The organism is Halomonas sp. AOP12-B1-6 (genome assembly GCF_052379225.1).
GTDB lineage: Bacteria > Pseudomonadota > Gammaproteobacteria > Pseudomonadales > Halomonadaceae > Vreelandella > Vreelandella casei.
Map to the genome: position 1 here is coordinate 766,303 of NZ_JBQSYK010000002.1, position 25,028 is coordinate 791,330.

The 25,028-nt window shown below is 51.8% G+C and carries 20 protein-coding genes; 12 read left to right on the forward strand and 8 right to left on the reverse strand.

The genetic code is table 11. From position 1 onward, the window contains the following. Positions 1-20 precede the first annotated feature (20 nt). The 4 genes from dnaA to gyrB all read left to right on the forward strand — a co-directional run bounded on the left by dnaA (position 21) and on the right by gyrB (position 6,368). Positions 21-1,490, forward strand: coding sequence for a chromosomal replication initiator protein DnaA (gene dnaA, locus ACT3TR_RS08895; RefSeq protein WP_441684349.1), 1,470 nt, complete (start codon positions 21-23; stop codon positions 1,488-1,490). Between the two features lie 60 nt (positions 1,491-1,550). Next, positions 1,551-2,654 carry a DNA polymerase III subunit beta gene (gene dnaN / locus ACT3TR_RS08900; RefSeq protein ID WP_096276684.1) on the forward strand — a complete coding sequence of 368 codons (1,104 nt, stop codon included), beginning with the start codon at positions 1,551-1,553 and terminating at the stop codon, positions 2,652-2,654. Positions 2,655-2,792: 138 nt separating this feature from the next. Then, positions 2,793-3,896: a DNA replication/repair protein RecF gene (recF, locus tag ACT3TR_RS08905; protein WP_441684348.1), complete on the forward strand. Its 1,104-nt coding sequence runs from the start codon at positions 2,793-2,795 to the stop codon at positions 3,894-3,896. Between the two features lie 51 nt (positions 3,897-3,947). Continuing rightward, positions 3,948-6,368 (forward strand): DNA topoisomerase (ATP-hydrolyzing) subunit B, encoded by a 2,421-nt coding sequence (gene gyrB / locus ACT3TR_RS08910; RefSeq protein ID WP_193063009.1) that lies wholly within the window; start codon positions 3,948-3,950, stop codon positions 6,366-6,368. Between the two features lie 132 nt (positions 6,369-6,500). On the opposite strand, the gene gmhB is transcribed toward gyrB, so the two are convergent. The 4 genes from gmhB to glyQ form a co-directional block, all read right to left on the reverse strand. Then, positions 6,501-7,064 carry a D-glycero-beta-D-manno-heptose 1,7-bisphosphate 7-phosphatase gene (gmhB, locus tag ACT3TR_RS08915; RefSeq protein ID WP_193063007.1) on the reverse strand — a complete coding sequence of 188 codons (564 nt, stop codon included), beginning with the start codon at positions 7,062-7,064 and terminating at the stop codon, positions 6,501-6,503. Between the two features lie 13 nt (positions 7,065-7,077). Beyond that, on the reverse strand, positions 7,078-7,866 hold the full coding sequence (locus ACT3TR_RS08920) for a hypothetical protein (RefSeq protein WP_444624797.1): 789 nt from the start codon (positions 7,864-7,866) through the stop codon (positions 7,078-7,080). 375 nt (positions 7,867-8,241) lie between these two features. Continuing rightward, on the reverse strand, positions 8,242-10,308 hold the full coding sequence (glyS, locus tag ACT3TR_RS08925; protein WP_444624796.1) for a glycine--tRNA ligase subunit beta: 2,067 nt from the start codon (positions 10,306-10,308) through the stop codon (positions 8,242-8,244). After that, positions 10,309-11,268, reverse strand: a complete 960-nt coding sequence (glyQ, locus tag ACT3TR_RS08930; protein ID WP_444624795.1) for a glycine--tRNA ligase subunit alpha — start codon at positions 11,266-11,268, stop codon at positions 10,309-10,311. 109 nt (positions 11,269-11,377) lie between these two features. Between glyQ and rfaD the strand changes: the two genes are divergently transcribed. Both rfaD and waaF read left to right on the forward strand, forming a co-directional pair. Continuing rightward, complete coding sequence (gene rfaD / locus ACT3TR_RS08935; protein WP_444624794.1) at positions 11,378-12,334, forward strand: ADP-glyceromanno-heptose 6-epimerase; 957 nt, start codon at positions 11,378-11,380, stop codon at positions 12,332-12,334. Next, on the forward strand, positions 12,327-13,370 hold the full coding sequence (gene waaF, locus ACT3TR_RS08940; RefSeq protein ID WP_444624793.1) for a lipopolysaccharide heptosyltransferase II: 1,044 nt from the start codon (positions 12,327-12,329) through the stop codon (positions 13,368-13,370). The genes rfaD and waaF overlap by 8 nt, the downstream gene beginning before the upstream one ends. On the opposite strand, the gene ACT3TR_RS08945 is transcribed toward waaF, so the two are convergent. Together ACT3TR_RS08945 and ACT3TR_RS08950 are read right to left on the reverse strand one after the other, a co-directional pair. Next, positions 13,360-15,006 carry a sulfatase-like hydrolase/transferase gene (locus ACT3TR_RS08945; RefSeq protein ID WP_193062995.1) on the reverse strand — a complete coding sequence of 549 codons (1,647 nt, stop codon included), beginning with the start codon at positions 15,004-15,006 and terminating at the stop codon, positions 13,360-13,362. The two genes, waaF and ACT3TR_RS08945, sit on opposite strands and share 11 nt — an antisense overlap. An 86-nt stretch (positions 15,007-15,092) precedes the next feature. Next, positions 15,093-15,845 (reverse strand): glycosyltransferase family 2 protein, encoded by a 753-nt coding sequence (locus ACT3TR_RS08950; RefSeq protein ID WP_441684342.1) that lies wholly within the window; start codon positions 15,843-15,845, stop codon positions 15,093-15,095. A gap of 83 nt (positions 15,846-15,928) precedes the next feature. Between ACT3TR_RS08950 and ACT3TR_RS08955 the strand changes: the two genes are divergently transcribed. Further along, positions 15,929-16,966, forward strand: a complete 1,038-nt coding sequence (locus tag ACT3TR_RS08955; protein ID WP_444624792.1) for a glycosyltransferase family 4 protein — start codon at positions 15,929-15,931, stop codon at positions 16,964-16,966. Then, positions 16,963-17,862, forward strand: a complete 900-nt coding sequence (locus ACT3TR_RS08960) for a glycosyltransferase family 9 protein (RefSeq protein ID WP_444624791.1) — start codon at positions 16,963-16,965, stop codon at positions 17,860-17,862. The genes ACT3TR_RS08955 and ACT3TR_RS08960 overlap by 4 nt, the downstream gene beginning before the upstream one ends. A 16-nt stretch (positions 17,863-17,878) precedes the next feature. On the opposite strand, the gene ACT3TR_RS08965 is transcribed toward ACT3TR_RS08960, so the two are convergent. Next, positions 17,879-18,583 (reverse strand): 3-deoxy-D-manno-octulosonic acid kinase, encoded by a 705-nt coding sequence (locus ACT3TR_RS08965; RefSeq protein WP_444624790.1) that lies wholly within the window; start codon positions 18,581-18,583, stop codon positions 17,879-17,881. Between ACT3TR_RS08965 and ACT3TR_RS08970 the strand changes: the two genes are divergently transcribed. From ACT3TR_RS08970 to waaA, 3 genes are read left to right on the forward strand one after another with little or no spacing between them, the layout of a single operon-like run. Next, positions 18,582-19,673, forward strand: coding sequence for a glycosyltransferase family 9 protein (locus ACT3TR_RS08970; RefSeq protein ID WP_193062985.1), 1,092 nt, complete (start codon positions 18,582-18,584; stop codon positions 19,671-19,673). The two genes, ACT3TR_RS08965 and ACT3TR_RS08970, sit on opposite strands and share 2 nt — an antisense overlap. Beyond that, positions 19,670-21,100 (forward strand): bifunctional D-glycero-beta-D-manno-heptose-7-phosphate kinase/D-glycero-beta-D-manno-heptose 1-phosphate adenylyltransferase HldE, encoded by a 1,431-nt coding sequence (hldE, locus tag ACT3TR_RS08975; protein WP_193062983.1) that lies wholly within the window; start codon positions 19,670-19,672, stop codon positions 21,098-21,100. Before ACT3TR_RS08970 ends, hldE begins: the two co-directional genes overlap by 4 nt. Beyond that, positions 21,100-22,392: a lipid IV(A) 3-deoxy-D-manno-octulosonic acid transferase gene (gene waaA, locus ACT3TR_RS08980; RefSeq protein ID WP_444624789.1), complete on the forward strand. Its 1,293-nt coding sequence runs from the start codon at positions 21,100-21,102 to the stop codon at positions 22,390-22,392. Before hldE ends, waaA begins: the two co-directional genes overlap by 1 nt. A 61-nt stretch (positions 22,393-22,453) precedes the next feature. Here the strand turns inward: waaA and rpiA are convergent, their stop codons facing one another. Next, positions 22,454-23,125: a ribose-5-phosphate isomerase RpiA gene (rpiA, locus tag ACT3TR_RS08985; protein ID WP_193062979.1), complete on the reverse strand. Its 672-nt coding sequence runs from the start codon at positions 23,123-23,125 to the stop codon at positions 22,454-22,456. A gap of 149 nt (positions 23,126-23,274) precedes the next feature. On the opposite strand from rpiA, the gene ilvA reads away from it, so the two are divergent. Next, positions 23,275-24,789: a threonine ammonia-lyase, biosynthetic gene (gene ilvA / locus ACT3TR_RS08990; RefSeq protein ID WP_193062977.1), complete on the forward strand. Its 1,515-nt coding sequence runs from the start codon at positions 23,275-23,277 to the stop codon at positions 24,787-24,789. The last annotated feature ends 239 nt before the right edge of the window (positions 24,790-25,028 follow it).

Here is a 25,028-nt window from a genome sequence, read left to right on the forward strand (position 1 = left end):
TTCAACCGATGGTGAGATGAGTGTCGCTGACGCTTTGGCAACAGTGCCTGGACAACCTGCAGGATGAACTGAATTCACAGCAGTTCAATACCTGGATACGCCCGCTGCAGGCAGAGGAAGGAGAGTCCAACGAGCTGCGCTTATTGGCGCCGAATCGCTTTGTGCGTGATTGGGTGAGCGATAAGTACGCCAAGCGGATAAGTGAGCTGATGCGTGAACTCGCCCCCGCGAAACCGCCTAAGGTCAGCCTGACGGTAGGTAGTCGCCGCCCGGCTACGCAGACGCCTCAGCATCGTGATTTAGGTAATCCTATATCGGCTTCACCATCGCGACCTGCTTCGGCATCGGTGCATACGTCATCGCGGGCAGATGCCGCCGACGAGCGTGAGATCGATAAATTGCGTGAGCAGCAAGCGGCTACGCGGCGCCCCAATGAGCGACAGGTACAAGTTGAGGGCAGCCTGAAACATGGTAGCGGACTTAATCCTAATTTTACCTTTGATACCTTTGTTGAAGGTAAATCGAACCAACTGGCTCGCGCTGCGTCGCGCCAAGTGTCTGAAAACCCTGGTGGTGCCTACAACCCGCTGTTTTTATACGGTGGAGTGGGACTTGGTAAAACTCACTTGATGCATGCTGTTGGCAATGCGTTAGCGACCCGGCGCGAAAATGCTCGCGTTGTATATCTGCATTCCGAGCGATTTGTTGCCGATATGGTGAAGGCATTACAGCTTAATGCGATTAATGATTTTAAACGTTTTTATCGCAGCGTTGATGCCTTACTAATTGATGATATTCAGTTTTTTGCCGGCAAAGAGCGTTCACAAGAAGAGTTCTTCCATACGTTTAATGCACTCTTGGAAGGCGGCCAGCAAATGATCCTGACCTCTGATCGCTATCCGAAAGAGATTAGCGGTGTAGAAGAGCGTCTGAAATCACGCTTTGGCTGGGGGCTGACGGTGGCGATTGAGCCGCCGGAGCTTGAGACACGCGTGGCCATTTTGATGAAGAAGGCTGATCAAGCTAAGGTCGATTTGCCTCACGATGCGGCGTTCTTTATTGCTCAAAAAATTCGCTCTAACGTGCGTGAATTGGAAGGCGCGTTGAAAAAAGTCATCGCTGATTCGCATTTCATGGGCAAAACCATTACCCAAGATTTTATTCGCGAGTCATTAAAAGATCTGTTAGCCCTTCAAGATAAACAGGTTGGCGTTGATAATATTCAACGTACGGTGGCGGAGTATTACAAAATTAAGGTGGCGGACTTACTTTCTAAGCGCCGTTCACGCTCCGTTGCCCGCCCCCGTCAGGTGGCAATGGCGCTTGCTAAAGAGCTAACCAATCATAGCTTGCCAGAGATTGGCGACGCTTTTGGTGGGCGTGATCACACCACGGTGCTGCACGCATGCCGAAAAGTTAAATCGTTGCAGGAAGAAAGTGCGGACATTCGTGAGGACTATAAGAATTTACTGCGCCTGTTGACCAGTTAATCATTCCATAGGACGGACCTGCGATGCGCAGGTCTTTCAGGATTTAGAACCGGAGCATTGATGAAATTTTCGATTTCCCGAGAGGCGCTGCTACGTCCGCTGACGCTGGTCGCCGGTGTCGTCGAGCGTCGCCAAACACTACCTGTGCTTTCTAATGTGTTGATTCAGATAGAAGGCGATCAGGTTTCACTCACCGGTACTGATTTAGAAGTTGAGCTGGTTGGGCGTACCGTAGCAAGCCAAGTTGATCAGCCGGGCGCCGCTACGGTGCCCGCTCGTAAGCTGATGGACATTTGTAAATCTCTTCCCGATCAGTCTGACATTCAGCTTAGCGTTGAAGACGGCCGCGCTATACTGCGCAGCGGTCGTTCGCGTTTTACGCTGTCCACACTACCGGTAGCTGAGTTTCCAAATATTGAAGATGCCGACGGCAGCCAGGAAATTAGCGTGCCTCGCGGTATTTTAAAGCATCTGATTGAAGCCACATCATTTGCCATGGCACAGCAGGATGTGCGCTATTACCTCAACGGCATGCTGCTGGAAATTCAAAGTAACTTGCTACGCACGGTAGCCACAGATGGTCACCGCTTGGCGATGTGCTCTCGGCCAATCGACGTCTCTGTAAGCCAGTCGCAAAAGCTGATTGTCCCGCGTAAAGGCATCTTGGAGCTGTCGCGCTTGTTAGACGACAGCGATGAGCCGGTAAGCCTAACGTTGGGCTCCAGTCATGTTCGTGCGCACACAGGTGATTTCACGTTTACCTCTAAGTTAATCGACGGTAAATTTCCGGATTACGAGCGTGTAGTACCGCGCAATGGCGATAAAGTGTTGATAGCTGAGCGTGCAGAGCTGCGCCAGATGCTTTCACGTACGGCTATTCTGTCGAATGAGAAGTATCGCGGGGTACGCCTTTACCTTGAGGAAAATAATCTTAAAGTAATGGCCAATAACCCTGAGCAGGAAGAAGCTGAAGAAAATATCGCCATTGAGTATAACGGTGGTGCAATGGAAGTGGGTTTCAACGTTGGCTATCTCGTTGATGTGTTAACGGTGCTTAATCAAGAACGGGTGCAAATTACGCTGGCTGACCCAAACAGCAGTGCGCTGCTTGAAGAGCCGGGCGGCGGTGACGCGCTTTATGTCGTAATGCCTATGCGCCTGTAATTATATTACGTATAGAATAACGTGAAGAATTGAGCGGCGCTTCTGATAGCAGAAGCGCCGTTTCTTCTTTGAATGCTACTGGCCTAATTAGTCTTACTGGTTACCTAGCCTAGAGATATTAGAAGTGACGATAACGAAATGAGCCTAACACTGCTTAATTTCCATGGCTTGCGCAACCTTCTACCGGTTGAGATGACGCCATCGCCTCGTATCAACGTTATTAGTGGTGCTAATGGCAGTGGTAAAACCAGCCTGCTGGAAGGCGTGCATATTCTAGGCATGGGACGTTCATTTCGTACTCGTCAGTTGAAGCATGCCATTCAATCTGAGCAGCCGCATATGACGCTCTTTGGGCGCCTAAGCGGTGAGCCTGAGGTTGCCCTAGGCGTTCGCCGTCTACGTGCCCAGAGAGAGCTAGAATTGCGCTTAAAAGGCGATAAGAACGCTCGGTTAGCAGCCTTGGTTGAAGCAATGCCGCTGCAGCTTATTAATCCGGATGCGTTTCGTTTGCTAGAAGGGTCACCGGCAGGACGGCGTGAGTTTCTGGATTGGGGTGTGTTTCACGTGGAACACGACTTTTTGGGAATATGGAAGCGTACTCGCCGTGCGCTGAAACATCGGAATGCACTGCTTAGGCGTGGTAGAATACAACCCCAGGAAATGGTTGTTTGGGAGCAAGAGCTTGCCAACTGGGGTGAGCAAATGGATATGCTGCGAAGGGCCTGGTTCAGCGATTTTCTACCTGTATTTGAAGAAACCTTAAAAATGCTGTTTCCTTTGCCCGGCCTCTCACTGCGCTACGCGAGAGGGTGGGATAAAGAAAGGTCTCTTTCGGCAGTGCTGCACGATAGCCGCACCACCGATCAGCAGATGGGGTTTACCCAGCAAGGCCCGCAGCGTGCCGATTTACGCATAAGAGTGAATAAACAGCCGGCTGTTGAAGTGCTTTCCAGAGGCCAGCAGAAGTTAGTGGTCAGCGCCATGAAGCTTGCCCAAGGCCGGTTTCTGGAAAGAACAGCGCAGCGACACTGCATTTATCTTATCGATGATTTGCCTGCGGAACTTGACGAACAAAATCGTTATCAGTTTTGTCAGCTACTTGAAGATATGCAGTGCCAAGCTTTTATTACCAGCGTCGAGTCTTCTGCTTTACGACGCACATGGCTTCCTAGTACGGCGGTAAAAATGTTTCACGTGAAACATGCTGAACATGGGCTAAGCCAATTAGTGCAGGACAGCTAAGCAGAAACATCGGCGATACGGAACGAGACAGACTTCACGACGGAGTGGTCAATGAGCGAGCAGGCTTACGATTCATCAAGCATCAAGGTGCTCAAAGGGCTGGACGCAGTACGCAAGCGCCCAGGTATGTATATCGGTGACACCGACGATGGAACCGGTCTGCACCATATGGTCTTCGAGTTGGTGGATAACTCCATCGATGAAGCTTTGGCGGGCCACTGCAGCGAAATTCGCGTTGTCATTCACCCTGATGAGTCGGTCACCGTTAGTGATAACGGCCGCGGTGTTCCTACCGAACTTCATGAGGGTGAGGGGGTTTCCGCCGCTGAAGTTATCATGACGGTACTACACGCGGGCGGTAAATTTGATGACAACTCCTACAAGGTGTCTGGCGGCCTACACGGCGTAGGGGTTTCTGTTGTTAACGCGCTTTCTGCCGAGCTGCGCCTCACCATCTGGCGTCAGGGCGAAGTGTTTGAGCAGCTGTATCGTCACGGTGTTCCTCAGGCGCCTCTTGGCGTGGTCGGGAAAACTGAAAAAAGTGGCACGCGTGTTCATTTCCGCCCCTCGCCAGAAACGTTTGGCAATATCGAGTTCCATTTCGATATATTAGCCAAGCGCCTGCGTGAACTCTCCTTTTTGAATTCCGGCGTTGCCATCCGTTTATTGGATGAGCGCAGCGGTAAAGAGGAGCTGTTTCATTACGAAGGTGGCTTAAAAGCCTTTGTTGATCACCTGAACACCAATAAGAATGTGATTAACCCGGTGTTCCACTTTAATGCTATCCGTGATGATGGCGTTGAAGTTGAGGTGGCCATGCAGTGGAGCGAAGCCTTCACTGAAAATATTTTCTGTTACACCAATAATATTCCTCAGCGGGATGGCGGCGCACATTTGGCGGGCTTTCGTGCCGGCCTTACGCGTACGTTAAATAACTACATCGACGCCGAAAATCTGCTTAAAAAAGCTAAAGTGAACACCACCGGTGATGATGCCCGTGAGGGATTAACGGCGATTATCTCAGTAAAAGTGCCGGACCCTAAGTTTTCATCTCAGACAAAAGACAAGTTGGTTTCCAGCGAAGTTAAAACAGCGGTTGAGCAAGAAATGAGCCGCCTGTTTTCTGAATACCTTGTTGAAAAACCCAACGAAGCTAAAGCAATTGTTAATAAGATGTTAGACGCAGCGCGTGCGCGAGAAGCAGCGCGCAAAGCACGAGACATGACGCGGCGCAAAGGCGCGCTAGATATCGCCGGCTTGCCCGGTAAGCTTGCAGACTGCCAAGAGAAAGATCCGAGCCAATCTGAGCTTTACCTGGTGGAGGGTGACTCTGCAGGTGGCAGTGCGAAGCAGGGGCGCGATCGCCGTACTCAGGCTATTTTGCCGCTTAAGGGTAAAATCCTAAACGTCGAGAAAGCACGTTTCGATAAGATGCTCTCGTCTGCTGAAGTGGGCACCTTAATCACTGCGCTTGGCTGTGGTATCGGCCGTGAAGAATTTAATCCCGATAAGCTGCGTTACCACTCCGTTATTATCATGACGGACGCGGACGTTGACGGTTCGCATATTCGTACCCTGCTGCTGACATTCTTTTTCCGCCAAATGCCGGAATTAATAGAGCGTGGTCACATCTTTATCGCTCAGCCGCCGCTTTATAAAATTAAGCGCGGCAAGCAAGAGCTGTATCTTAAAGATGAGCAGGCGATGGTTGATTACTTAACCACGACGGCGTTGGATGGTGCTGGCCTGCATGTTAATGCCAATGCCCCGGGCATTAGCGGCTCCCAGCTTGAAACGCTGGTCAACCAGTACCGCACAGTGATGAAGCGAATTGATCGCTTATCGCGCGTTTATCCGAATGAAGTGCTTAAACAGATTATCCATACGTCGGCATTGAAAGGGGAGGCGAGTCTTAAAGATCGTGTCACCATGCAGAACTGGATTGATGAGCTGCAGAAGACAATGGACGATATGGTGGCCTATGAAGGCGGGCCGCGGTATCACTTCCATCTTCAGGAAGACACTGAGCGTGCGCTGTACTTACCTACAGTCTCGCTAGTCGCCCACGGGGTGACTACCGACTATGTTTGGGGGCTCGATTTCTTCGAAAGCGCCGACTATCGTGGGATTGCTGAGCTTGGCGCAGTGTTGGATGGCTTCCTTGAAGAAGGGTCTTATATCGCTCGAGGAGAGCGTCAGAAGCCCGTAGCTCATTTTTCCGAAGTCCTTACATGGCTTATGCAAGAAGGGCAGCGTGGCCTGTCCGTGCAGCGCTATAAAGGTCTAGGTGAAATGAACCCCGATCAGCTTTGGGACACTACTATGGATCCTGACAGCCGTCGTATGCTGCGTGTCACCATTGAAGACGCTGTGGGGGCCGATATGATGTTTAATACGCTGATGGGTGATGATGTTGAGCCGCGTCGTGAATTCATCGAGACAAATGCCCTGGTTGCCAATCTCGACGTATAAAAAACGCATCACCATGTTTCACGTGAAACAATGAAAATAAAATGCCGCTGGGTGAATAGCCCGCGGCATTTTTTCGTTTTAACCGTTGGCGTGTAATGCTGGTATCAAAGGAGGTTTAAATTAATAAACGCTTTAACCTAGTCGTCCAGCGAGAAGCTTATCTGCAAAGTCTGTCAAGTTAGTGCAGATTAATGCGTCATTGAGACCTAGGCCTTTTTGAGCGGTCTGGGTGCCTTTGCCCGTTTTGACGAGCACGAGCCTACAGCCACAAGCGTTACCTGCCTGAAGGTCGCGAAGGCTATCACCTACCATCCAGCTTCCTGACAGGCTCGATAATCCTAATACGCGCTGGATGTCATGAAGCAGTCCAGGCAGCGGCTTGCGGCAAGTACATTTATCGTCGGGACCATGTGGGCAATAGGCAATGTGCGCAATACGGCCTCCTGCGGTCTCTACCAATGTTTTTAAACGGGCGTGGATCTTGGCAAGTACAGTTTCATCATAATACCCCCGCGCAATTCCTGACTGGTTAGTGGCTATGGCTACAATATAGCCTGACTGCGACAAACGAGCGATGGCATCAATTGAATCAGGATAAGGTATCCATTCATCTAGGGACTTTATGTAAGCATCTGAGTCCTGATTGATGACGCCGTCACGGTCAAGAATAACCAGCTGTTGAGGGTATATCGGCATCGAAATCTCGTCGTTATAGGCGCTGATTGAGTGCTGCAAGAGACTGAAGGGTAACGCTTAACTTTCGTCCGTCGCTACCGAAGAATTTAAAGGGTATGCGCCGTAAGTGAAGCAGCTTAGGAAGTGTTTCGCAAAAGCGCTCGCGTACGTCCTGCTTCGCATTCTTCAAACCTTCCACTAGTGCCGGTGTTAAACGCTCATACTGCGCTGGTGATTTATAAAGCTTGCCGTATAGCGAAAAAATAAAGCAGTACCAGTCGCGTACCATGCAATCCACCGGTGCATGAACCTGCCCAGGGTCGGTCTCAAAGTCAATAAAAACAGCTCTATCATCAGTGATAAGAATATTGCGTGCGAAGGCTTCACTCAGGTAGCAGTCTCGGCGATGAACGCTATTAAGTGCTTCAATGCTGAGTGCTAAAATCATATCAATTTGAGCAGCATCATTCGTGCTTTTGATTTTCTCTAGCAATGTGACCGCGGGCTGCTCAGGCGTACCCGCATCAGCCAGCAACAGCGCCTGAGGAGTTTTCGCTAGAATAGTTTGCACCGCAACACCCGCCTTTCGTAGGGTTTCGATACGCTTAGCTTCAATGAGAATACTTTCTTCACCGCCTATATTGGGAACAGGTTTAAGCGCATCTAGTTTGAGCCACGCGGCCAGTAATTTAAGCGGCGCATAAACCCAACGCGAGTTGCGCTTTGCCGCACGTTTCAGCCACAGCTTCTGTCCGTTGAGGGTATGCGGCGCCATAGTCGCCTGCTGACGAGGGAGTGAGTCGAGTAAAAAAAGATCGTACATAGGTAGGCTCCTCGCGGCTAACTATCAAACAAGTCGTCATATATACTCAGCCACGTAAAACGACTTGTTTTAAAAGCATGTTTTATTTCACATAATATCGATTATTTTACTCTTATATGCCTTTGGAAACAAAAAAGCGCCTTGGCGATGTTAGGTTTAGGCCTTGGTTAAATCCGTATGCCGCTAGCCGAAGGCAAACCAGGATAGCATTGGATAGCTATATAGATAAGGATAGACTCAGATGTAGATAACCACCTCATGTTCTCAATGCAGGTCTTTTGACGTTACAAGGTGTTTGGCACTATCGAATGTTTCACGTGAAACAAAAAACCGATGGCGCTAAGCCATCGGTTAAGGGGGAGGGCGGTGAAAAGCTTATTGAGGCAGTAGCGAGATATCGGCCACTTCTAAAAACAGGCCTTGTAGGCTGGCAAGTAGCGCTAATCGATTGCGCTGAATAGCCGGATCATCTGCCATGACCATTACCTGGTCAAAGAAGGCATCCACGGGCTCGCGCAGCGTGGCCAGTATATCGAGCGCTTTCTGATAGTCACCCAATGCAAACAGCGGTGCCACCTGTGCTTGGTTAGCCGTTACCACCTCGAACAGCTTTTTCTCAGCGTCTTCAGCCAGTAACGCTGAGTCCACCTGAGTGATGTCGGCATTGGTCTGCTTCGCCAAAATGTTAGAAACTCGCTTATTGGCGGATGCCAGCGCTGAGGCTTCATCGCGCTGAGCAAAGGCTTTAACAGCGCGAAGGCGGCGAGCGAAATCAAGCGGGTTCGTCACCGGGCGTGCGCGCACAGCTAGATACATTTCAGCACTAATGCCTTCATCCTGCCCCCAGGCGCGGAAACGGTCCAACATATAAGTCAGCACATCCTCCACAAGCCCGTCTGCCTTAGGCAGGCTCTTATGCTGTTCTGCGGCAACGTTAAGAAGCTCGCGCAGATCAAGATTAAGCTCGCCCTTAACCAGAATGTTAAGCACGCCGATAGAGGCGCGGCGCAAAGCAAAGGGATCTTTTGCGCCAGTGGGGCGTTGACCAATCCCAAAAATACCGACCAGAGTGTCCAGGCGGTCTGCCAAAGCTAATGCCTTACCGGTTGCGCTTTGGGGGATGGCATCGGTGGCAAAACGCGGTAAGTACTGCTCTTCAAGTGCTTGAGAAACGTCGGCAGGCTCACCGTCTTGCTCAGCATAATAGCGTCCCATAATTCCCTGAAGTTCGGGGAATTCGAGTACCATTTCGGTGACTAAGTCGCACTTGGCCAGCGCCACGGCGCGCTGAGCATGAGCAACGTCCGCATTGATCTTTTCTGCAATAAAGGTCGCCACAACTGTACTGCGACGCGCTTTGTCCGCCAGGGTGCCTAACTGCTTTTGGAATACAACGCTTTCCAGCAGCGGAGTCCTGGCGGCAAGTGTACGCTTGCGATCGACTTCGTAGAAAAAAGCAGCGTCGGCTAAACGCGGGCGAATCACTTTTTCGTTACCGGCGATAACTTGATCCGGGTCCGTGCTGTCGATATTAGCAATGGTGATAAATAGCGGCTTCAGCTTGCCGGCATCATCTAAAAGATGGAAATACTTTTGGTTGGCTTTCATGGAAGAAATCAGGCATTCCGCCGGCACCTCAAGAAAGCGCTCATCAAAGCTTCCGGTAAGGGCTACCGGCCACTCAACTAAACCGCTTACTTCTATGAGAAGCTCTTCGTCGATAACGGCATTAGCTTCTTGTACTTCGGCTTCCGCCAACACCTGCTCGCGGATGCGCTCACGGCGCTGCACGCGGTCTACCAGCACGTATGCATTTTCCAAGCTGGCGACGTAGTCATCGGCATGCGCCAGCTGAATGGCATCCGGCGCATGAAAGCGGTGGCCGAAGGTCGTGCGGCTGGCCTGCAAGCCAAGCACTTCGGCGGCCACAACGTCGTTGCCGTAAAGCGCTAAAAGCCAGTGCACGGGCCGTGAAAATTCAATGCGTGAGGCACCCCAGCGCATATATTTAGGGACCGGAAGTGCACTGATAGTTTTGCGCAGAATCTCAGGTAGCAATGCCTGAATCGACTCGCCTTGCTGCTGCTCACGAAATGCCAACCAGGTGCCTTTATCAGTATCTAAATGAATTAGATCGTCAACCGTGACGCCGCAGGAGCGGGCAAAACCTTCGGCAGCTTTCGTAGCAACGCCATCTTTAAAGGCTGCTGCCAGGGCTGGGCCACGCCGTTCAACGTCGCGATCGGGCTGCTTGTCCGCAAGCTCGAATACTTGCACCGCCAGCCGCCGCGGTGTCGCAAAAGCGGCAACGCTGGCAAAGGGAACGTCGGCTTCCTTCAGGCCTTTTTCAATACCGGCGGCAAAGGCGTCCGACAGTGCGTCCAATGCTTTCGACGGCAGCTCTTCAGCACCCAGTTCTAATAAGAGCGTATTAATAGCCATTTAATCGTCTCCCTGGTCGGCGAGTAGTTCGCGGCGAAGTATTTCTGGCGCCATGGGGAAACCTTCTGCCTTACGCGACTCAAAGTAAGCGGTGGCAATATCACGGGCCATGGTCCGGACGCGCAAAATAAAGCGCTGACGTTCGGTGACTGAAATAGCGTGACGCGCATCCAATAGGTTAAACGTGTGCGATGCTTTCAGCACCTGCTCGTAGGCAGGTAAGGGCAAGCTTGCTGCGAGAAGCTTGCTGCACTCTTTTTCCTGGTGGTCGAAGGAGGCAAATAGCTGATCGACATCGGCATGTTCAAAGTTATAGGCGGATTGTTCGCGCTCATTTTGCAAGTAAACGTCGCCATAGGTGACCTTGCTACCATCTGGAGCCGTGGCCCAAACAAGGTCGTAAACGCTGTCGACGTTTTGCAGGTACATGGCGATACGCTCAAGCCCATAGGTGAGCTCGCCGGTAACCGGGTAGCACTCAATGCCACCTGCCTGCTGAAAGTAGGTAAACTGGGTAACTTCCATGCCGTTTAGCCAGATTTCCCAGCCAAGGCCCCAAGCGCCCAGTGTAGGAGACTCCCAGTTGTCTTCTACAAAGCGCACATCGTGAACCAGCGGGTCTAGGCCTAGCCGCTTGAGCGAGCCCAGATAAAGGTTTTGGAAGTTACTCGGCGATGGTTTCATCACCACTTGGAACTGATAATAGTGCTGCAGGCGGTTAGGGTTTTCGCCATAGCGACCATCGGTGGGGCGTCGGGAAGGCTGCACGTAGGCAGCATTCCACGTTTCTGGCCCAATGGCGCGCAGAAACGTCGCTGGGTGAAAAGTGCCTGCGCCGACTTCCATATCGAGCGGCTGGAGAATGACGCAACCCTGTTCTGCCCAGTACTGCTGCAGAGCAAGGATCAAGCCTTGAAAGGTCGACACATCAGGTGTCGATTGGTTTGTCGAGACACTCATCGCGGAAAGCACCGTTGGCCATGAATTCATAAGGCGTCAAGTATACAATCCTAGGCAGATGGGTTATAGGCACGTATGCCAACAAGCCGCTTTAGATAAGGAGAACAGCATGATTGTGATCACTGGCGGTGCCGGTTTTATCGGGGCCAACTTGGTTAAAGCGTTGAATACGCGCGGCAGAAACGACGTGATGGTTGTCGACGATTTGCGCGACGGTACCAAATTCGTCAATTTAGCCGACTGTACGCTGGCCGACTATCTGGATAAAGACGATTTTCTCGTTAGGATAAAAGCGGCGCTGAGGGGCGAGAGCGTTGACTTACCTAAGATTGAAGCCATTTTCCATGAAGGCGCCTGTTCGGATACAACCGAATGGGACGGCCATTACATGATGGAAAATAACTTCGAGTACTCCAAGGTATTACTGAATTATTGCGAACAGCAGGGTATCCCTTTGCTATACGCATCATCTGCCGCGACCTATGGTGGCAGTGACGTATTTAAAGAAAGTCCCGAGTGTGAAAAGCCGCTCAACGTTTATGGCTATTCAAAGCTGCTGTTTGATCAGCATGTGCGTTCGCGCTGGAGCGAGCTGACGACCCAGGTGGTAGGCTTTCGCTATTTCAATGTTTACGGGCCCCGTGAGCAGCATAAGGGCAAAATGGCCAGCGTGGCGTATCACAATCATCTGCAAGTACGTAACGATGAAACGCTGAAGCTGTTTGGCGCCTATGGAGGCTATGAGGCGGGCATGCAGAGCCGCGACTTCGTTTATGTCGGTGACGTCGTCGATGTAAACCTATGGTTTTTGGATAATCCCGATAAGTCAGGCATTTTCAATCTGGGTACCGGACGAGCGGAGCCTTTTAAAGCGATAGGCGAAGCGGTAATCGATTTTTACAGCAAAGGTGAGATCGACTACATCGCCTTTCCTGACGAGCTTAAAGGACGCTATCAGAGCTATACGCGTGCCGATATTGATGCGCTGCGTGGCAGCGGCTGTGATGTTGAATTTAAAACCGTTGCTCAAGGGGTTAAGGCCTACTTGGGGTGGTTGAATGGCTAATCCAGCGCCGCGTCTGCTGATTATTGGCCCTTCATGGGTGGGCGATATGGTCATGGCACAAAGCCTGTTTATGACCTTAAAAGCCCGCCAGCCCGGTGCGACGATTGCCGTCGTTGCGCCGGCGTGGTCGCAGCCTATTTTAGAGCGCATGCCCGAAGTGGATGAGGTCTTGCCACTGACGGTGGGCCACGGAGAGTTTGGCTTGGCTAGCCGTCGAAAGCTTGCCAAACAGCTGCGTGGGCGCTTTGATCGCGCCATTGTGCTGCCCCGGTCTTGGAAGGCCGCGCTTATTCCCTTTATGGCGCGGATACCCGAGCGTGTTGGCTTTACCGGTGAGCATCGTTACGGGCTGCTTAAAGAGTGCCGTAAGCTTAATAAGCAGGTGCTTGACCAAACGGTAAAGCGCTTTGTATCGCTTGGGCTACCGCTGGCTGAAACGGAGAGAGGCAACTTTTTATTACCCAAGCCTTGTTTGCAGATTGACAGCGATAACCTGGTGAACCTGTACCTAGCTCACTCGCTTTCATCACGCCCGGCCGTTGGTTTGATGCCGGGCGCGGAGTATGGCCCTGCCAAACAGTGGCCCGTCAGTTATTTTCATGCATTAGCAAAACGGCTGGTGCAAGACGGTTTCGAGGTGCGCGTGCTGGGTGGGCAAAAAGATCACGCGGCAGGGGAGGCGATAGTGCAAGGGCTTGCCCATGCCCATAATCTGTGCGGTAAAACTCAGCTGGCCGATGCGGTTGATCTACTCGCCGATTGCCGACAGGTGGTCACCAACGATTCAGGTTTGATGCACGTGGCGGCGGCGGTAGGGGTTCGCGTTCATGCGCTCTATGGCTCTTCATCGCCCGTCTACACGCCGCCCATGACGGATAACGCCGCCATCCATTATCTTGCACTATCCTGCTCGCCCTGCTTTGAGCGCACTTGTCCATTAGGGCATACCAATTGCCTTAATCAGCTGAGCGTTGATCAGGTGTATAAAGCAATACACGCTGACCCGCAGCGCGACGGCATGATGGCTAATGAATGATCTCAATTTCGTCGGCAATGTCTGCGGGCGTTTCCAGCGTTTGCTCTAAAGGAGGAGGGGCTTCCTGAGGTTCGCGGCGCTGAGGCGATATACCTTCCCACAAGCGATGCTGGAGCGCTGTCTCCTCTCTTAGGCGCTGATTCACCACCTCAATGCCATGGATCTCCACCAGTGTCTGCTTATCACTGAGTAACGACGTTCCGAGGCCGGCACGCTGCTCTGCTAAATTAAACCCAAGCGCATCCAGCAGCGTAGGAAAGATATCCAGCGTCGTCGCATCGCGGCGAATGCGCTGGGGCTCAATACCATCTCCGATCATAATCAGCGTATTATCACGGTCCATCGCCGTCAGCTGATCCCAGACCGACACGCGCATCGTAAGATGATCACTGAGCACCATGACGAGGGTATTATCGAGAAGCCCCTCTGCCTCTAAGCGCTCAATAAAATGACGCGCTAGCCACGCCGAGCACTGCACGGAATACAGGATATCCTGCCCATCGAACTCGCCCTGCTGTTCCACACAGGCTTGCGAGGGGTAGCCGTGCGGCGCATGGCCTGCAAGGTTGAGGCTCACAACGCCCCAGGGGCCGTTACCTTCGCTATCTAGTCGGCGTATTTCGTCGGCGGTAATATCGTAAAGCGAGTCGTCATACAGCCCCCAGCTGTTGACATACTCAGGGTCATCTAGCAGCGGTTCTAGATCTTCACGGCCTTTCACATTATTGAATTGATGGCCACGATAGAACAGCCCCTTACCTGCAAACTGAGTACTGGCACCGCCTAAATAGCTCAGTTGATAGCCCTGCGCGGCAAGTACGTCACCAAGACAATCGACGCCAGGTGCAACTTTTGAAAGCGGCTCAAATTGAGAGTCGTGGATAAGGCCTGCTGGCATTAAAGGGACGCCACACTGGCTGGCGATCATTCCGGCCATCGTCCAGCCGGTGTTATCCATCTGACGTATACCTTCAAAGACTGCGCCTCGTTCTCCGAGCGCGTCGAGATCTGCGTAGACATCGCCGAAAAGCTCATTAGAGTAAGTTCGTTCGAGGCTCTCTAAATACATGATGAGTAAATTAGGCGGATCTTGTAGCTCTTCGGTAGGCGGTGCCTTATAGCGCCGGTCCAGCCAAGCCCCATCATCAGTGACAATGGATGCGCTGCGCTGGCCTAAGCCAAACAGCAGCGGGTTGCTAGCCAGTAGTACAATAGCGAAAAAACGCTCGGCTAAGCGCCAGCGTTGGTCGTGGCGCGATAGCCAGGTGACCGCTGCCAGCACGCCGATCATGACCAGCGTATAAAGCACAGCGGTAAACATTTTACCCGCACCACCATGCTCGGCGATGCCAGCCTGGAGATGGAAAAACACTGCCCCTAAGTCGACAATGCCAAAACTATCTGCTAAGTAAACGTAGATACCCCAAAGGCTTAGCGGCAACAGTGACCACGGCCAGATTTTGCGATAGCGTGCATTAGAGGGTTGGCCCCAGCGCAGTTTTAGCCCCAGGCCAATCCATACGGCAGCGACAATAAACAGTGTCCACCACGGCAGGCGTGTCAGTACAGTGACTGCATAGCCAAGACATAAGCCAATAATAACTAACGCTATTTTTTGAATAGCACGAGGATGCATAGATAACCTATTTTGTCAGACGAATTCCGTAAATAATCTAGTGTCGCCTGCTTTTAAAAGGGTGATTCTCAGGGACAGCTCTGAGATTATTGGCGGTTTCTTACCGACTGTTTCATATATTTCCAAAATACGCCGTTGGCGTTCGAAACAGAAATGACTAATCCTCTCCAGCCGTCGCGCCAACCGTGCTGCAGTACATAAGTACGTAAAAAAGCAAAGATGGCTTTTAGAAAAACGATAGCTGCAGGATAGTGTTTAAGCTTTCCGGACTCGGCGCGAAGGCTCGAGTAGCGGTTTATTTTTTCAAGAAACTGAGACAAATCTGTCACGGCAGTATGCTCAATGATGCCTGACAATCGCTGCAGACGGCTGGTCTCGCTCAATAGAATAGATTCGTGAACCATCGCATCATTAAAATTATGGCAGCGTCGGTTGAATAGACGCACGAGCCAGTCATTACCCCACCCTGAATAGCGAACAGGCCTGCCCATCATCCAATTCTCGCGTCGTATCTGTCCAAGATCGTTAGAGGCAGCGCTGGGGCACCATGAGGCGATGGCCTCAATAAGCTCCATGGAGGGAGCCTCGTCGGCATCTAGCGACAAGATCCAGTCATGTTTCGCTAAAGAGACCGCAAAACGCTTTGTCGGGCCAAAGCCAAGAAAGTCACCTTCATGCAGTGAAACGTTCGAATAGCCAGAGGCAATATGCGTTGTGTCGTCGCTTGAGCCGTTGTCATAAACCACAACGTCATCGAAACATTGCACGGCGTCCAGAGTACGCTGCAGCGTCGAGGCAGCATTTCGAGTGATGATAACTACGCTAACGCCAGCGGGCATGAGGATGTCTGTCCTGTCAGAGAATGAGAAAGCAATGCTATTATATCGGCTTTTAAAGCCACAATATCTCCCAGGAGGCGCTTTTGCACATTATTCATGTCAATCTGGCCAAAGGCTTTCGTGGAGGAGAGCGTCAAACAGTCCTTTTAATTCAAGCACTCGCTAAGCTAAGTGAGATAAAGCGCCAAACACTCGTGTGTCAATTATCGTCACCGCTACGTGCTGAACTAGCCGAGACCCCGGGCGTGGTCTTTGTTAATGCAGGTCATCAATTGGCTGGCCATAGGCAGGCAGGCAGCGCTGATATTGTCCATGCGCATGAAGCCAAAGCAGTGCATTGGGCCTGGCTGCATAATAAGCTTTATCAAACGCCTTATATTATTACTCGCCGTGTCGATACGCCGATTAAGCGTAAATGGAGCAATACTGTTTTTTATCGAAATGCAGGCTACTGCGTGGCGATTTCTAGCGTTATTGCCGAGCAGCTAAAAAGCTTTACCACATCTCCTATATACACAATTCCAAGCGCTCATTCTGGCGCTGTAAACGACCCGAAAGTAGCCGTTGAGTTTAAGCAGCAATATCCAAACAAAATTATTGTTGGGCATGCTGGTGCGCTTGTGGATCGTCATAAGGGGCAACGTGTGTTAATGGATGTAGCCAAAAGTTTAGAACATGATTACCCCGAGTATGTTTTTGTTTTTTTTGGTAAAGGCGAAGACGAAGCAGCGCTTAAAAAAGAAAGCGAAGGTATTCGCAATATTGTCTGGGCGGGCTTTAAAGATAATGTTAATGATTATTTGTCTGGATTTGATGTTTTTGTATTCCCCTCAAGAAATGAAGGGTTAGGGTCGGTGCTTTTAGATGTAATGAATGCTCGTGTCCCTATTATAGCGAGCGATGTCGGCGGCATTCCTGATCTTATAAAAACTAATGAAACAGGTTTTCTGGTTTCTGTTGACTGTGCTAGTGAAATAAAAGATCGGCTCTTAATGCTCAGAGACAACGCTATGTTAAGGCATCATGTTATAGATACTGCATTTTCATCACTGCATCTTTACAGTAGCGATGCGATGGCTGAGAAATATAGTCAGCGATATAAAGAGTTAGTCCAAAAATGACAATGCTATTAAATGAACGCCATATTGTGATTTTTTTACATAACAGGCCTTTTTTTGGTGCCCATTTAGTGCACGTGCCATTTTTAGTGATGCTAAGGGAAAAGTACCCTGGGGCTAAATTGGTTGGCGTAACAAAAAACAACGGTGCTAGTTTTCTTGTCGATAGTGGATTTTTAGATAGTTTAGAAGTTATTAACAAGAGAGATCAATTTTATTTACTTAAAAAATATAATTTTGATATCGGGTTCAACTTGAGACCTTCGAGTATTGGTGTTGCTCTACAAATGCTGTTGTTGAAGATACCTCATCGCGTTGGGTTTAAGAAAACGGGGGCTTTTTACACGCATACGCTACCGTTAGATGTATCTATCTATAGAGCAGATTTATTTTTACAACTAATGAATGAAACATGCGCATCTTCTGTTCCTTATTTGAAACAGTTTATTAGCCACGATGAACGTTTTTTAGACAGTGTTTTGCTCGTTCCGGGGGCAGGTAAAGAGGAAAAGAAGTGGCCAATAGAAAAATACATGCAGTTGGCTGATCAGTTTGTCGAAAATGGTGAGAAAAACGTGTTTTTCATTACGGGCCCGCAAGAAACTGAAGAAACAAGCATACTAAAAAGAAAAGGATATACGGTCTTTAATCAGCCGAGTGTCGATCTTCTGTTTAGCATGGTAGAAGGATGTAAGATTTTTGTTAGCAATGACTGTGGGCCTTCTCACATTGCCCACATTCTAGGTGTCAGGCAAATTGTGCTATTTAAAGAGTCTCTGCCCGAGTGGTTTTTGACGAGAGACAATAGCCGCTCTGTTTCTTGCTCTCTTGGCGTGCCTGATATTGTGGTTGATGACGTGATGCAGTTAGCAAAAGAGCTGTTAGAGCAAAAGGCTTAGTGTAAAAGCTATGTAATTACTGATAGCCGTCTAGTATTGATGAATAGCTATTTTCCGCGTTAAATTTAATGAGCGATCGCTTCAGGCGCGTTAAGTTGTCGTTCTGCCACTTGCCCGGCGAACGTAGCCGGCAGCGATCTAAGTCGATCAACCACGGCGTGTCGTTACTATCGATCAGAATATTGCGGGCATTTAAGTCCACGTGATCAAGCCCTGCCTGATGAAAGCGTTTAATCATCGAGCCTACTTGCTGCAATAACGCATCATCTGCCTGGCGACGGTTAAGCAGCTCGGCTAGCGCCCGTGCACCGGGGATGCGTACCGTCATCAACGCAGCCTCATAGGTTAAACCATGCCGGGTAACGCAGCTGGCGACGGGGCGCGGTACGGGGAGCCCTTGCGCAAAAAGAGTAGCGGTTAAGCGCAGCTCACGAAACGCTCGTGTACGCTCAGTTCCTGTCCAAAAGTAGCGTTTCTCACTTAGCCTGGCCGCCATACCACCGCGTCGATAAGGCCTTAATACCCATTGTTCAGTAGGCGTTGCCTGCAGAAAAAAGCTGCTACCTCGCCCCGGGGCTTCACCCACAATGAGCCCCTGCCTGCGCCAATAATCGCTCGTGAATAAGCCCGGATGAATTTGGTGTGTTCCCGGTGCGTCACATAAACTGTCTGCATCATGTAAAATCAGACTATTTTTCTGCCGGAGTGCCGCTAAGCGCATGAAGCCCTCTCTGCCTGTTCAGCCCAAACACATTGCCATTTTGCGCCTCTCTGCTTTAGGAGACGTATGCAATCTGGTGCCCACGGTGCGGGCGTTACAGCGCCAGTGGCCTGACGCACGTATTACCTGGATTATAGGTAAGGGGGAGCACAGTCTACTGGCAGGCCTTTCCGGGGTCGAGTTCGTCGTTTACGACAAATCAACCGGCCTTGCCGGCATGCGCGCGCTGTGGCGTCAGCTTGCCGATACTCGCTTTGACGTACTGCTGCATATGCAGCAGGCCATTCGCGCCAGCGTTCTGTCACTGGGGCTAAAGGCCAATGTGCGGGTGGGTTACGACAAAGCGCGTGCCAAAGATGCCCAGCACTGGTTTACCCAGTATCAGCTAGCGCCCCATTCCAATGCTCACGTGCTGGAGTCGTTTATGGACTTTGCACGCGTGCTGGGCGTAGAAGACGACCGATTGGAATGGGATTTACCCATCTCGTCGACGGCGTTAAACGAGGCGCGCGTGATTAGCGGCGAGACGCCTTATCTCGTGATTAATCCTTGCAGCAACGTTCGCCTGCGTAATTTCCGCAATTGGTCGGTAGAAGGCTACGCCAGTGTTATTGAACATGCTTGGGTACATCACGGTCTTAAAAGCGTGTTGACCGGCGGGGGTAGTGTTCAAGAGCGTGCAATAGGCGATCACATTGAAACGCTTTGTCAGCCTGACAGCGTCATTAATGCTATTGGCGGCACGTCCTTGAAAGGGGTTCTGGCGCTAATTGACCAAGCCCGCGCAGTGATCGCACCGGATACTGGGCCTATTCATATGGCCAACGCCGTGGGCACACCGGCGCTGGGGCTATATGCATCGACCAACCCTATGCGCGCTGCGCCCTATTGCTGGCGTGACTTCGCGGTCAACGCTTATCCAGAGGCTGTGCGTACCTATCTCCACAAATCGGTGGAGGACGTTAATTGGGGCCAGCGAGTTCGTCATCCCAGCGCCATGATGCTGATTAAAGCAGATGATGTTATCGCCAAGTTAGATGCACTTTTGGCGCATACCGCTGTAACGGCTAGCGTTAAGGAGCATCCATGAAAATTGATTTAACTGCCCTAGAGCATGCCCGTGTGCTGGTCGTGGGGGATGTGATGTTAGACCGCTATTGGCACGGTGGTACTTCGCGTATTTCGCCAGAGGCGCCGGTGCCGGTGGTGCGCGTCGAAGACGTTGAGGACCGCCCGGGCGGAGCCGCTAATGTGGCATTGAACATTACCTCGCTAGGAGGCCACGCCGTATTGGCTGGAGTGGTGGGCCAAGACGATAATGCTCAGCTGTTGGAAGCAAGCCTTATGGCTTCCAGTGTGAGCACTTACTTTCAACATAGTGCCGATGTGCCAACGATTACTAAGCTTCGTGTGATGAGTCGTAATCAGCAGCTGCTGCGCCTAGACTTTGAGCAGCGCTTGGATAGTGTCGATACCACCGAGCTTTTAGCTCACGTGGAAGCGGCGCTACCTCACTGCGATATTGTGATCCTTTCTGATTACGGCAAAGGCACGCTGAACCAAGTTGAAAGCCTCATCGCTAAGGCGCGTGCCAGCGGTAAGCGCGTGTTGATTGATCCCAAGGGACAAGATTTCAGCAAGTACCGCGGGGCGAGTTTAATGACCCCCAATCTAGCTGAGTTTGAAGCGGTTGTTGGCCCCTGCGCCACCGATGCTGAGTTATCAAGCCGCGGTGAAGCGCTGCGCGCTGAGTTAGCGTTGGAAGCGCTGCTCATTACCCGTAGTGAAAAAGGCATGACGCTGATCCGCGAAGGCCAGCCGCCGCTGCATTTACCGACGCGTGCCCAGGAAGTGTTCGATGTGACCGGTGCCGGCGATACCGTTATTGGCCTGATGGGGTTGGCATTAGCAGCGGGGCACGCGCTGCCCGAAGCAATGATGCTGGCTAATTTAGGCGCGGGGTTAGTGGTGGCCAAACCAGGCACGGCGATCCTGTCGATCGCCGAGCTGTATACTGCGTTACACGGCGACAAACTGGCCGAGTTTGGCGTGATTGAGCCCACTGTGCTGGCGGATGCAGTGCGTGCTGCTCAGTTGCGCGGTGAGCGGGTGGTGATGACCAACGGATGCTTTGATATTTTGCACGCCGGACATGTTGCCTACCTAGAGCAGGCCAAGCGGCTCGGTGACCGTTTAGTAGTGGCAGTCAATGACGATGCTTCCATTGGCCGTCTAAAGGGGCCTAAGCGGCCAATCAATCCGCTAATCCGACGTATGCAGGTGTTAGCGGGGCTCGGCGCCGTGGATTGGGTCGTGCCGTTTAGTGATGACACGCCCCAAGCGCTGATCGAATCGATACTGCCGGATATTTTGGTGAAAGGGGGTGACTACCGGCCCGAAGATATCGCCGGAGGAGCCGCCGTTATTGCCAATGGAGGCGAGGTCAAGGTGCTTGGGTTTGAAGACGGTGTCTCTACCTCTGCGATGATTAGCTCTATTCTAGATCGCGAGCGCTAATGGCCTCACCGGCTTGGCCACGGCTTGCGTACTCAGCGGCGCTCTATACGCTATCGCCGCTGATCGGCTGGCGCATCTGGCGAGAGCAAGTAAGCACTCACTCACGATGGCAGCGTCTTGGAATAAGGCTTGGGCAGCTTCCGCCCGCGCCACGTATCTGGCTGCACTGTGCCTCGGTGGGTGAAGCGCGCGCCGCCCGTCCGCTGATTGAAGGGCTCTTAAAGTCTTATCCAGGGCACAGCGTTGTGCTGACGACCATGACGGCTAGTGGCGCCGGGCAGGTCAAGGCACTGATCGATGAGCAGTCCTCCCACGATCAAGCTCGGCTGACGCATTGCTTTCTGCCGCTGGATTTTCCCGGCGCGACTAAACGCTTTGTGCGGCGTGTTCAGCCTGAGCTGACTATTTTATTTGAAACCGAGCTGTGGCCCAACGTGATACATGCCTGTCGCCAACAAGACGTGCCGGTGGCTCTCGTTAATGGGCGTTTATCGCCACGGGCTTTCAAACGCTACCAGCGCTTACGCCCGTTAATGGCCAGCACCCTTGCCGATATTCGCTGGCTAGCCGCGAAGTCACCGGCAGACGCCGAGCGTTTTAAAGCGCTCGGTTGCCGTGCAGAAGCCATCAGCCTCGTTGGCTCGTTAAAGTTCGAAATGGCCAGTCAGGAAAAGGCCCTCAGAGAGGGTGAGCGCTTACTTCATGAGTGGGGAGAGCGCGCAGTTTGGGTGGCCGGTTCCACTCGTGAAGGTGAAGAGGCGCTATTGCTTGAGGCCCATAGCCAGCTGCTACGACGCTATCCAGAGGCGCTGCTGATAGTGGTACCCCGCCATCCCCAGCGTTTTGATGACGTAGCCAACGCTTGCCTTGCCGCAGGTTGGGCGCTCAGCCGCCGCAGCCAACAGCAGCCCGTGACGGCGCAAACACAGGTTTATCTAGGTGATACGCTGGGCGAACTAGCAACGCTGTATGCGGCGGGCCGTGTGGCCTTTGTGGGGGGTAGTATGGTGCCGCTTGGAGGGCACAACGTGCTAGAACCGGCAGCGCTAGGAAGGCCTGTGCTCAGCGGCCCTTATATCGAAAATTTTGCCGATGTGGCTGAGCCGCTACAGGCGGCAGGGGCGCTAACGCTGGTCGAAACCCCGGAGGCTTTGGCGAGCGCCTTAGCGCATTATTTCGCTAATCCGCAGCTTGCCCTTCAAGTGGGGCAAGCCGGTCGGGAAGTGATTCATCGCCATACTGGAGCACTGGCCCGAACGCTTGAGGGGCTGGAAGCGTTGCTACCTCGTTAGCGCACTGACTTAACGGGCTAATTTAGCGGTCCCATTTAACGGGCTCATTTAAAGAACTGATTTAAAGAACTATGCGCTCTACGCCGCCGGGTTTACCCAACAGCAGAATATCGGCGCTGCGAGCGGCAAACAGGCCGTTGGTGACGACGCCGACGATGGCATTGATTTTGGCCTCCATCGCTACAGGGTCACTAATCATGAAATCGTAGCAGTCGATAATAGGATTACCGTTGTCTGTCAGCACTCCCTGGCGGTAAACCGGCTCTGCACCCAGCGCCACTAGCTCACGGGCGACATAGGAGCGTGCCATGGGAATGACTTCAACCGGTAAGGGGAAGTTGCCTAGCTGAGGCACGTACTTTGAGCCATCTGCGATGCAGATAAAGCGCTCGGCGCAGGCGGCGACAATTTTTTCACGGGTAAGCGCAGCGCCGCCGCCTTTAATCATATGTAAGTTAGCATTTACTTCGTCTGCGCCGTCGATATAAAAGGGCACCGTGCCAACGCTGTTGAGCTCAAATACCTCAATGCCGAGTTTTTCGAGACGTTTAGCACTGGCGTCGGAACTGGCCACGGCACCTTGAAATAGATGACGTAGCGGGCCGAGGCGATCAATAAATAGATTGGCCGTAGAGCCCGTACCAATGCCTAAGATGGTATCTTTTTCGAGCTGAGATTTAATTTCTTCAATCGCAGCGTCCGCCACCGCGGCCTTCAATTCATCCTGATTCATAGCAAGCCTGTGCATTAGAAATGAGGTAGTGACGTTAGTATAACGGCCTAAACGGTGCTTGCCGATGGAAACACGGCTAGACGCCGCTAGCCGTAATCTGCTACCAATAAAAGCTTTGTCCGTTCACGTTCTTCCCTTGGGATACCCGCATGCTAGAAGCAACCGTCAAAAAGATCCTCCAAGCTCGCGTTTATGAAGCCGCTTGTGAGACCCCGATTTCCCCTGCTCCCTTTTTGTCGCGTCGCTTCAACAACCAGATTCTGATTAAGCGTGAAGATCTACAGCCGGTGTTTTCGTTCAAGATTCGCGGTGCTTACAACAAAATGGCGCAGCTAACCCAGGCGCAAAAAGACAAAGGTGTGATTGCGGCTTCTGCTGGTAATCACGCGCAGGGGCTCGCCATGGCCGCGAAACTCATGGGTGTTAAGGCCGTGATTGTGATGCCGCGTATCACGCCCGAGATTAAAGTGCAGGCGGTACGCGCTAGGGGCGCCAAGGTCATACTTAAAGGTGATGCTTTCGCTGCGGCGGCGGAGCATGCGCAGGAGCTGATTAGCGAGCATGGCTATACCTATATTCCTCCCTTTGACGATATCGATGTGGTCGCTGGGCAGGGCACGGTGGGGATGGAGATTTTGCGCCAACACGCCGGGCGGCTAGATGCCATCTTTGTACCGGTTGGCGGCGGCGGGCTGATTGCCGGCGTGGCGGCATACGTTAAATATTTGCGTCCCGATATCAAAGTGATTGGTGTGGAAGCCGAAGACAGCGCATGCCTCAAAGCGGCTCTCGAAGCCGGGGAGCGGGTCGTGCTCGATCAAGTGGGCGTGTTTGCCGAAGGCGTCGCGGTAGCGCAAATTGGTGAGGTGCCTTTTTCGCTAGTGAAAGACCTGGTTGATGATGTCATTACCGTCAATACCGATGAAATGTGCGCGGCGGTGAAAGATATTTTTGAGGACACTCGGGCCGTGGCGGAAACTTCTGGCGCGCTGTCGCTGGCAGGACTGAAAAAGTATATTCAGCAAACCGGTGCTGAAGGGCAAACGCTGCTGTGCATTAACTCCGGCGCAAATACCAATTTTGACCGCCTGCAGCACATTGCCGAACGCACGGAGCTAGGCGAACAGCGCGAAGCGATCCTGGCGGTCACCATTGCCGAAAAACCCGGTAGTTTTAAAAAGTTCTGCCGTACGCTAGGCAAGCGTATGGTGACTGAGTTTAGCTACCGTTATGCCGACAGCACTGAAGCGCATGTTTACGTGGGGATCCAGGTGAAGCCGGGTGGAGAAGACCGCCAGGCGGTGATCGACAAACTTCGTGAAAATGACTATCAGGTAGAAGATCTTACCGATAACGAGTTGGCGAAGCTGCATATTCGCCATCTTAGCGGCGGACGCCCCAGCGAGCGTTTTGAAGAGGAAGTCTATCGCTTTGAGTTCCCTGAACGCCCGGGCGCGCTAATGAACTTCCTTACCCAGCTGCCCCATGACTGGAATATCTCATTGTTCCACTATCGTAACCATGGCGCTGCCTATGGTCGTGTGCTGGTGGGCATGCAAGTGCCTAATGGCGACAGGTCTCATGTGGCTGAGCATTTAGACGCTATTGGCTACCGCTATTGGCGGGAGAGTGATAACCCCGCTTATCGCTTATTCATGGCCTAATATCGTTTGTACCAGTGTAAGTGGTTGCTTACCCTGAACGCCAGAGCAGCTAGGCAACATTTGTTAACGAAAACGTTTCATTAAGCGTGAAAAAATGTTGGTTACGCTGTTGTCAACGGTGCCCTTATAGCCCTATAGTCGTGGCCGAAATTAATCGAATCTGCCACGACGTTTTGATCGGAAATAGAGGGCAGGTTTAAGACATTCGGTAACAGTAAAGGTGTTGGAGAAGTAGCATG

Excerpts from the sequence above, each read along its gene's own strand:
- hldE (WP_193062983.1), top strand. The coding sequence starts at position 19,670 with ATGAAAATTGATTTAACTGCCCTAGAGCATGCCCGTGTGCTGGTCGTG.
- rpiA (WP_193062979.1), bottom strand. The coding sequence starts at position 23,125 with ATGAATCAGGATGAATTGAAGGCCGCGGTGGCGGACGCTGCGATTGAA.
- dnaN (WP_096276684.1), top strand. The coding sequence starts at position 1,551 with ATGAAATTTTCGATTTCCCGAGAGGCGCTGCTACGTCCGCTGACGCTG.
- waaF (WP_444624793.1), top strand. The coding sequence starts at position 12,327 with ATGGCTAATCCAGCGCCGCGTCTGCTGATTATTGGCCCTTCATGGGTG.
- glyQ (WP_444624795.1), bottom strand. The coding sequence starts at position 11,268 with ATGAGTGTCTCGACAAACCAATCGACACCTGATGTGTCGACCTTTCAA.
- ACT3TR_RS08965 (WP_444624790.1), bottom strand. The coding sequence starts at position 18,583 with ATGCGCTTAGCGGCACTCCGGCAGAAAAATAGTCTGATTTTACATGAT.
- ACT3TR_RS08920 (WP_444624797.1), bottom strand. The coding sequence starts at position 7,866 with ATGTACGATCTTTTTTTACTCGACTCACTCCCTCGTCAGCAGGCGACT.
- waaA (WP_444624789.1), top strand. The coding sequence starts at position 21,100 with ATGGCCTCACCGGCTTGGCCACGGCTTGCGTACTCAGCGGCGCTCTAT.
- ACT3TR_RS08960 (WP_444624791.1), top strand. The coding sequence starts at position 16,963 with ATGACAATGCTATTAAATGAACGCCATATTGTGATTTTTTTACATAAC.
- ACT3TR_RS08950 (WP_441684342.1), bottom strand. The coding sequence starts at position 15,845 with ATGCCCGCTGGCGTTAGCGTAGTTATCATCACTCGAAATGCTGCCTCG.
- ACT3TR_RS08945 (WP_193062995.1), bottom strand. The coding sequence starts at position 15,006 with ATGCATCCTCGTGCTATTCAAAAAATAGCGTTAGTTATTATTGGCTTA.
- ACT3TR_RS08970 (WP_193062985.1), top strand. The coding sequence starts at position 18,582 with ATGAAGCCCTCTCTGCCTGTTCAGCCCAAACACATTGCCATTTTGCGC.
- gyrB (WP_193063009.1), top strand. The coding sequence starts at position 3,948 with ATGAGCGAGCAGGCTTACGATTCATCAAGCATCAAGGTGCTCAAAGGG.
- rfaD (WP_444624794.1), top strand. The coding sequence starts at position 11,378 with ATGATTGTGATCACTGGCGGTGCCGGTTTTATCGGGGCCAACTTGGTT.
- gmhB (WP_193063007.1), bottom strand. The coding sequence starts at position 7,064 with ATGCCGATATACCCTCAACAGCTGGTTATTCTTGACCGTGACGGCGTC.
- glyS (WP_444624796.1), bottom strand. The coding sequence starts at position 10,308 with ATGGCTATTAATACGCTCTTATTAGAACTGGGTGCTGAAGAGCTGCCG.
- recF (WP_441684348.1), top strand. The coding sequence starts at position 2,793 with ATGAGCCTAACACTGCTTAATTTCCATGGCTTGCGCAACCTTCTACCG.
- ilvA (WP_193062977.1), top strand. The coding sequence starts at position 23,275 with ATGCTAGAAGCAACCGTCAAAAAGATCCTCCAAGCTCGCGTTTATGAA.